The 7,804-nt window shown below is 65.6% G+C and carries 7 protein-coding genes, 1 tRNA gene and 1 pseudogene; 4 read left to right on the top strand and 5 right to left on the bottom strand.

The features are described 5' to 3' along the window. From C446_RS04075 to C446_RS04065, 3 genes and pseudogenes are all read left to right on the top strand, one after another. Nucleotides 1-258, top strand: a pseudogene (locus C446_RS04075) (methyl-accepting chemotaxis protein); the annotation flags it as partial. A gap of 55 nt (nt 259-313) precedes the next feature. Further along, a complete protein-coding gene (locus C446_RS04070; protein ID WP_049920017.1) occupies nt 314-667 on the top strand; it encodes a DUF192 domain-containing protein in 354 nt (117 codons plus the stop codon). A 224-nt stretch (nt 668-891) separates the two neighbouring features. Then, a complete protein-coding gene (locus tag C446_RS04065) occupies nt 892-2,424 on the top strand; it encodes a (R)-citramalate synthase (RefSeq protein ID WP_006671793.1) in 1,533 nt (510 codons plus the stop codon). Nucleotides 2,425-2,460: 36 nt separating this feature from the next. On the opposite strand, the gene C446_RS04060 is transcribed toward C446_RS04065, so the two are convergent. The 4 genes from C446_RS04060 to C446_RS04045 form a co-directional block, all read right to left on the bottom strand. Further along, nucleotides 2,461-2,658 carry a hypothetical protein gene (locus tag C446_RS04060; protein WP_006671792.1) on the bottom strand — a complete coding sequence of 66 codons (198 nt, stop codon included), beginning with the start codon at nt 2,656-2,658 and terminating at the stop codon, nt 2,461-2,463. Nucleotides 2,659-2,707: 49 nt separating this feature from the next. Continuing rightward, nucleotides 2,708-3,346 carry a hypothetical protein gene (locus C446_RS04055; protein ID WP_006671791.1) on the bottom strand — a complete coding sequence of 213 codons (639 nt, stop codon included), beginning with the start codon at nt 3,344-3,346 and terminating at the stop codon, nt 2,708-2,710. 206 nt (nt 3,347-3,552) lie between these two features. After that, complete coding sequence (locus C446_RS04050) at nt 3,553-4,986, bottom strand: 4Fe-4S ferredoxin N-terminal domain-containing protein (RefSeq protein WP_006671790.1); 1,434 nt, start codon at nt 4,984-4,986, stop codon at nt 3,553-3,555. 292 nt (nt 4,987-5,278) lie between these two features. Then, nucleotides 5,279-5,363: transfer RNA gene (locus C446_RS04045), tRNA-Ser, on the bottom strand. 131 nt (nt 5,364-5,494) lie between these two features. Here C446_RS04045 and C446_RS04040 point away from each other — a divergent pair. Then, nucleotides 5,495-6,445: an AAA family ATPase gene (locus tag C446_RS04040; RefSeq protein WP_006671789.1), complete on the top strand. Its 951-nt coding sequence runs from the start codon at nt 5,495-5,497 to the stop codon at nt 6,443-6,445. Between the two features lie 6 nt (nt 6,446-6,451). Here the strand turns inward: C446_RS04040 and C446_RS04035 are convergent, their stop codons facing one another. Continuing rightward, nucleotides 6,452-7,759, bottom strand: a complete 1,308-nt coding sequence (locus tag C446_RS04035) for a M20/M25/M40 family metallo-hydrolase (RefSeq protein WP_006671788.1) — start codon at nt 7,757-7,759, stop codon at nt 6,452-6,454. Nucleotides 7,760-7,804: the final 45 nt, after the last annotated feature.

The following is a 7,804-nucleotide window of genomic DNA, read 5'->3' as shown; positions in this document are numbered from 1 at the left end:
AAAGCCGAGACCGTCGCCGCAGCCGCCGAGGAACAGACCTCCGCACTGACGGAAGTGTCGAACTCTGCGGACGAACTCAGCCAGCAGGCGACGGTCCTCTCGGAGGCGCTCGACCGGTTCGACACCGACACGGATGCCGACGGCGAGCGAACGGAGCAGGTACTCGCGGACGCGGCGACCGACGCTTCGGAGACGGAGTTCGCGTTCGACGAGGACACCGACGTGGCGGCGGACGCGACTCCAGATTCGTCGGAGTGACCGGCGGACTCCGACGGGCGTGAGCTTTTTTGTGCCCGGCGCTCGACTCGAGGGCGTGCGCGTACGCCACGAACCGACCGACGGTGGATCGACGATCCTCGCATCGAGGGTCGACCTCGCGGATTCGATTCTCAGTCAGACCCGCGGTCTCATGTTCCGCCGGTCGATTCCCGACGACTACGCGCTCGCGTTCCGGTTCGACGCGGCGGAGACCCGGGATGTCCACATGCTGTTTGTCTTCTTCCCGATCGACGTCGTCTGGATCGTCGACGACGTCGTCGAACGGGTCGAACGGCTGCCCCCGTGGCGTGGATTCGAACGGGCGGAGGCGGACACGATCCTCGAGTTCCCCGCGGGAACGGCGACTGGCGTCGAATCCGGCGATCGAGTGATCCTCGAAGACGGTTAACGCCGGAGGTCTGGTGGACGAACGTTCATTCTTCGATGGATATGTCGGCAACTAGTCTCGATTCGTAAACGCTGACATAGTACACAGGTTTAAGTCGCGGAGGTTCGAAGGACGGGACACGATGACACGAGATTCGTTCTCATCGCCGGACGAGGATAGAGGAAGTCGGGGCAACCCGGCTGGGCGCGAAATTCCGCGACGAACGTAGTCGCAGTTCATCACTCTTGTCAGTCGATCATACCCCTGGAGAGACGATTCCATCGGATCGTACAGTCCGCCTTCTCGATACGACGCTGCGGGACGGCGAACAAGCACCGGGCGTCTCGCTATCGCCGGACGAAAAAGTCGAGATCGCCCGTTCGCTCGAGCGTGCTGGCGTTTCGGTCGTCGAAGCCGGCAGCGCCTGTACGGGTGCCGGCGAGCGTCGCGCGATCGCTCGGGTGACCGATCTCGATCTCGACGCCCGCGTGACGAGTTTCTGTCGCGGGCTCGAGAGCGATGTCGATCTCGCGCTCGAGTGTGATGTCGACGGTGTCCACGTCGTCGTCCCGGCAAGCGACCGACACGTGGAGTCGAAGGTCGGCACCTCGCGCGAGGACAACCTCGCGACGACGGCCGAACTCGTCGAGTATGCGACCGACCACGACCTGTGGGTCGAGGTCATCGGCGAGGACGGCTCTCGAGCCGACCTCGGCTACCTTGAGGAGTTGGCCGAGACGGCTCTCGATGCGGGCGCGGACCGGTTCTGTTTTGCAGACACCGTGGGTCACACGGGTCCAGAGCACACCGCGACCGCGGTCTCCCGGCTCGCCGAGCACGGGCCGGTCAGTGCCCACACCCACGACGACCTCGGGCTGGGCGTGACGAACGCGCTCGCGGCCGTCTCCGCGGGAGCAGACCTGGTCCACTGTACGGTCGACGGCCTCGGCGAACGCGCCGGCAACGTCGCCCTGGAGGAGGTCGCGATCGCGCTCGAGCACGTCTACGGCGTCGAAACTGTCGCCCTCGAGAGGCTGTACGAACTCGCACAGCTCGTCTCTCGAGCGACTGGCGTCCAGCTGCCGCCGAACAAGGCCGTCGTCGGCGAGAACGCGTTCACCCACGAGAGCGGGATTCACACCGACGGTACGCTCAAAGACGACCGGATGTACGAGCCGTACCCGCCCGAGACGGTCGGACGTGAACGGCGGCTCGCGCTCGGGAAACACACCGGCCGTGCGGGCGTCGAAGCGACGCTCGAGGAACACGGCGTCGAGGCGACCGACGACGAGGTCGCCGCGATCGCCGAACGCGTGACCGAACTCGGGGACCGTGGCCGGCGGGTCACCGACGCCGATCTGCTGGCGATCGCCGAGGACGTGACCGGTGACGACCGCGAGCGGGTCGTCGAACTGCTCGACCTCACCGCCACCAGCGGCGGTGCCGTCCCCACGGCGAGTATCCGACTCGATGTCGACGGCGAACAGCGAGTCGCCAGCGGAACCGGCTCCGGACCGGTCGACGCAGCCGTCTCGGCGGTCCGCGAGGCTCTCGGTTCGCAGGCCGACGCGGAACTCGAGTCCTACCACGTCGACGCGGTCACGGGCGGGACGGATGCGGTCGTCACCGTCGAAGTGACGATGGTCCGGGACGATCGCTCGGTGTCGGTCGCCCGCAGCGAGGCGGACATCACCCGCGCGAGCGTCGAGGCGATGGTCGACGCGCTCGATCGACTGCTCGCGACCGAGGAACGGCCGTTCGCACCAGCGGACGACTGAGTGTACCGATTCCGCTTTTGAGACTCGGTGGCTCGCTCAGTGGAACGGCTGTCGACTGAGCAACTCCCAGGGATCGAAGAGGTACAACACTGCGAGAAAGAGCGCGACGACGATGACGAACAGCCGTGCAGCGTCGTCGAGCGTCTGTGGGACGCCGGGCTCGAGCGTGATCGCCATCAGGGCTGCGACGCCGATCCAGAGCGTTCCGACGATCATCCGGTCACGCGTGTCCATACCGGTGGTTCGGGCGCGTTCTCAAGAAAGGTCCGCATTGGGACTGCGGTCATCGGTCGAACGCCGCTGGGTCCCACCGGAGGGGCTCGGCGTACTCCGTCCACCAGCCGTGCTCCCGAAGGACGTGCCGGGCGAACGGCGGATTGCGAATCAACTCGAGTTTCGCGAGGTGGTGACACAGCGGCTCCGGTACGTCCTCGAAGTCGACCGTCCGTCGTTTCGTCTCGGACGGCTCCGTCGGCTCGAACTCGCGCTCCAGTTCCGTCGTGATCGTTCCGGGCTGGTAGCGGTACCAGATTTCGTACTCGCGAAACGGGTCGATGCCGTCCGGCGACCCGGGTCGACGGACCTGAATCTTGAACCGTTCGCCGTTGTCCACGACGGCCTCTCCGTTCCACAGATACCCCCTGGCCATGAGTTTGATCTGTTCGGCGTCGGTTACACCGCCGTCGACGATCGCCCGTCCGTCGGTGTACGGATCGTCGTCGAGACCCAGGTCCGTCCGTCGGTACCGAACGCGTTCGGAGTCCTGGTACGGAAGTTCGACGGCGAGTGCTCGCTCGAGCGTGTCCTCGATCGGGCCAACGTCGTCGAGGACGGCCCACTCGTCGGCGCGTAGCTTCTCGCGGCGCGTGTTCGTTCCCCACTCTTCGGCCGACTGTGGTTTCGGATCGATCCAGGTCGACATACATGACAATTGTTAACGAAAGACAATAGTTCATTCGAATAGTTCCAACGGACGTATCGGTCGACGATCGAGCGAGCCCGCAAAAACACGAAGTCCGTCCGAAGCGTCGACGAACCGACCCACGAATCGNGGTCGACGATCGAGCGAGCCCGCAAAAACACGAAGTCCGTCCGAAGCGTCGACGAACCGACCCACGAATCGACCGGTTAGAGGTCCAGTCCGCCGTCGACGGTCCCCTCGTCGAGGACGTTCTTGCGGTTGTCGACCATTCCGACGTCGTCGTAGGCGACCGGCCCCGGCACCTGCTCGGCGTTCGGCCCCGGCTCGTTGCCGATGTAGCGGACGTTCGGGTTCGTGTTGTACTCCTCGAGTAGCTGGAACTGCGAGGAGCCGTCGCCGTACTCCCCCTCGACGAGCCGTCGTGCCTGGTCCTCGGTCAACCCGTCGTCGTCCTCGTCGTCGGCCGGCTCCTCTTCGCCCTCGAGGATGGCGATCGCGTCCTGTAGCTCTTCCTCGTCGGGGTCGTCCTCGAGCGCCCGTGCCAGCGGCACGTCCTCGAGGTACTGCTGGGGATCGCTGTCGGGATCGTTCATGTCCCCGAACTGGATCGCACCCGGTGGGCAGGCCTCTTCACAGGCCGTGGTGCCGACCATGTCCTCGCCCATCTGCCCGTCCTGGCGGGCCGGATCGAAAACACACTTTTCCATGACGCCCTGCGGACCGGCACCGCTGACCCAGCGGTCACGTTCGTCGTAGATCATGTCCTCGTCCATCTCCTCCGCCCCTTCGGGCGGTCCTTCCCACTGGAAGTAGTTGACGCCGTAGGGGCAAGCGACCTGGCAGTACCGACAGCCGATACAGACGTCGTAGTCGGTCAACACGAGCCCACCGGCGTCGCGGGTGTGACGTGCCGTCGTTGGACAGACCTTCTCGCAGGGGGCGTCGGTACAGTGCTGACAGGGCCGGATCAGGTAGTTGAAATCCCGCGTGGAATCGAAGTCGTCGGGCTCGGGGGACTCGACGATGCCGTCCTCGTACGCGAGGATGTACATCCAGTTCGCTCCGTCGTTCCACTGGTGTTCGGCGTTGCAGGCGACGACACAGGAGAGACAACCGTCGCAGGTCTCGAGGTCGAGGGCCATTCCCCACTGGGTTCCGTCACCGTCACCGTCACCGCCGGCGTCGGCGTCCGCACCCTCCGCGTCCTCGTCCTGTACCGCACTCGTCGGTGGATCGGGCGACTGGCTCGCTCCGAACGCGCCGAGCCCGACGGCACTCGCGCCCACACCCATCTTCTTCATCACGTCTCGCCGGGATTCGTCGCCGCCGATCGTCGACAGTAACTCGGAGACCGCCCCCTCGTCGCTGTCCGCCTCGCGGGCGGCTTCGATCCGACCGGCCATCGGCCGCTCGTCCTCGCCGAACTCCTCGACGACGTCCTCGTGGTAGCGATCGTAAAACTCCTCGTCGGTGAGTTCGCCCTTCGTCAACCGCATCGCGTCCTTGGCCATCTCCATCCCGAGTTCGGCGTCGTACTCGGTCTCCTCGAGCATCTCCTCGAATCGATCCTCGGCGGCCTCGCCGAGTGGGTGGAAGGTGTCGTTACCGTTACTGTCGGAGTCGTCGGATGCGTCACTCATCGACCGTCGCCACCTCGCGTTCGGCCCATGGTCCGCTCTCGGCGGGCAACTCGAGTTGCCGACAGGTCTTCACGACGGCCTGCGCACAGAAGGGACGCATTGTCAGTCACACTCTCCGGTCTACAGCCACGTCGAAAAGAAACGAGCCTGCGAATGACGGCCCACTATGCGATATAGTGACATACGCCGGACTGGCGACGAGACACGTGAGCGCTAACCCATAGACGGCGTCGGGGCCTTACGTTGACTTACCCCGCCACGCGTCGCTCGTCGGCGTTGGTCGCTACAGAAGCGCCGAGAGGGAGATTTGAACTCCCGAGTCCGTGAGGACAGCAGATTTCGAATCTGCCGCCTTGGCCGGGCTAGGCTATCTCGGCTCACCCCTATCTACCCGCGAGACGTTTTTACCGGTTTCGATTTTTCTCGCTGTCTGTGACGACTTCTCGATGTCGCGTGCCCACGTTTCTCGAACGTAAACGATTTGACGCGAGCCGCCGACGCCGTTCCCATGGACGTGACACAGGCCAGCAGCGAGTGCGAAGCCGTCCTCGAGACAGTCGGTCAGGCCGTCATCTGCGATCGGTCCTTCCTCGAAGAGATTCTCGTCGGCGTCGTCGCACGGGGCCACGTCCTCGTGGAGGACGTTCCCGGAACCGGGAAGACGCTGACCGCCCGCAGCGTCGCCGACGCGCTCGGTCTCTCCTTTTCGCGCATCCAGTTTACGCCCGATCTGCTCCCCGCGGACGTGACCGGCACTCACGTGTTCAACGAGCGCGAGCGGACCTTCGAGTTCAACGAGGGCCCCATCTTCGCCAACATCGTCCTCGCGGACGAGATCAACCGCGCACCGCCGAAAACGCAGGCCGCGCTGCTCGAGGCCATGGAAGAAGGACAGGTCACCGTCGACGGCGAGACCCGCCAACTGCCGGACCCGTTTTTCGTCATCGCGACGCAAAACCCCGTCGAGCAGGAGGGGACCTTCCCGCTTCCCGAGGCACAGGTCGATCGCTTCCTCGTCAAGACCTCGATGGGATACCCCGACGAAGCCGGCGAGATCGATCTCCTCCGTCGCCGCGCCGGTCGCGAGACGACCAGCCCCTCCGTCGAGGCAGTCCTCGAGCCCGAGCAGGTCGACCACCTCCGCTCGGTGCCGGAGACGGTCCGCGTCGACGACGACCTGCTCGAGTACGTCGCCGCGCTCGCTCGGGAGACGCGAACCGACGGACGCGTCGAGGTCGGCGTCTCTCCGCGGGGTACCCAGCGACTGTTCGAGGCTGCACGGGCCTACGCGACGCTCGTCGGTCGCGAGTACGTTACGCCCGACGACATCAAGCGCGTCGCGAAGTCGGTGCTCGCCCATCGACTGGTGTTGACCCCGGACGCGACGGTCAACGATGTCGACAAAGTGCGGGTCGTCGACGGCGTCCTCGAGTCGGTGCCGGTACCGACACTCGAGTAGCCCGACCTATCGATCGTCGGCGTCACTGCCGGCGTACTCGAGAACCGCGGTCGCGATCGCTTTTCGTGCCCGTTCGACTTCGTCCCACTCGATCGTCTCGTCGGGATAGTGAGCCTCCGAGATGCTTCCCGGACCGAACACGACGGTCGGGATGCCCGCCTCGACGTAGTGGCGCGCGTCAGCGCCGTAGGTCGCAGCCGCCGGGTCGGCGTCGGGAACGCCTGTAACGGCCATTCCCTCACGTACCGCGTCGACGATGGGTTCGTCGGCGTCGATCTCCGACGGTTCGAACTGCACGGAGAAGCGTTCGAACGTTGGCGGCTGCTCACGGAGCCACGGATCGTCCGCCACGACCTCCGCGAGCCGCTGTTCGAACTGGTCCTCGACCTCGTCGACCGTCTCGCCGGGGAGCACGCCGATCCGGAACTCCGCGGTCAGCGACGAGGGCACCGTCGACGCCCACGAGCCCGCTTCGACCGTCCCGCAGACGACGGGGGCCGGAATCTCGAACCCTTCGTACAGCGGATGCGTCGCCGTCGCCGACCGCTCGGACTCGAGGTCCACGAACGCCCGGCGAATCCGTTCGAACCGCGGGAGCACGTCTTCGCCGACCCACCGCATTGCAGCGTGGGCACTCCGGCCCGTCAACTCGAGTCGTTTCATCAGACAGCCCTCGCAGGCGACGACCGGTCGGAGTGCCGTCGGTTCGGCGACGATAGCCGCGTCGCGATCGAACGGATAGGGATTCTCGAGGGCTGCGGTGGCAGCACCGAAGCCACCGTCTTCCTCGCCGGCGACGGCTTCGACGACGATCCGGAGGTCGGCGTCGAAAGCGCCGGATTCGACCGATTCGCGTACGTCCAGCGCGGCAGCGACGCAGGCCCCGACGGCGGATTTCATATCGGCCGCACCTCGGGCGGTGAGCGTCTCCGGGTCGTCGCTGTTTCCGTCGTCGGGGCTGTTGCGTCGAACCGGCTCGTACGGGTCGCTCGACCATACCGTTCGGTCCGCGGGGACGACGTCGAGGTGTCCGTTCAGAACGACGGTCGGATACTCGTCGCCTCCGTTCGGGTCCGCCTCCCCTAGCGCGAGGACGCCGGCGACGCTCCGTCGACCGTCGACGTCGATGGCATTCGGATCGTCCGGAAACGACGGGTGGTCCGACAGCAACTCGGGGTCTGCGTCCCACGTGTACGTGTCGAAATCGAGTTCAGCGAGGCGTTCACACAGCCACTCGGCCGCGACAGCTTCCTCGCCGGCAGTCGTTCGGAACCGGCAGAGTCTATCGACGAACGCCCGAAGATCGAAGTCCATACGGCCACGAGAGTGCCGTTTCCATATAGTAGTTGGCCGACGGAG

The organism is Halobiforma nitratireducens JCM 10879 (genome assembly GCF_000337895.1).
GTDB classification, from domain to species: domain Archaea; phylum Halobacteriota; class Halobacteria; order Halobacteriales; family Natrialbaceae; genus Natronobacterium; species Natronobacterium nitratireducens.
The sequence above is the reverse complement of the archived record's forward strand: the minus strand, read 5'-3'. Positions and strand labels throughout refer to the sequence as shown.

Excerpts from the sequence above, each read along its gene's own strand:
- C446_RS04055 (WP_006671791.1), bottom strand. The coding sequence starts at position 3,346 with ATGTCGACCTGGATCGATCCGAAACCACAGTCGGCCGAAGAGTGGGGA.
- C446_RS04040 (WP_006671789.1), top strand. The coding sequence starts at position 5,495 with ATGGACGTGACACAGGCCAGCAGCGAGTGCGAAGCCGTCCTCGAGACA.
- C446_RS04035 (WP_006671788.1), bottom strand. The coding sequence starts at position 7,759 with ATGGACTTCGATCTTCGGGCGTTCGTCGATAGACTCTGCCGGTTCCGA.
- C446_RS04060 (WP_006671792.1), bottom strand. The coding sequence starts at position 2,658 with ATGGACACGCGTGACCGGATGATCGTCGGAACGCTCTGGATCGGCGTC.
- C446_RS04050 (WP_006671790.1), bottom strand. The coding sequence starts at position 4,986 with ATGAGTGACGCATCCGACGACTCCGACAGTAACGGTAACGACACCTTC.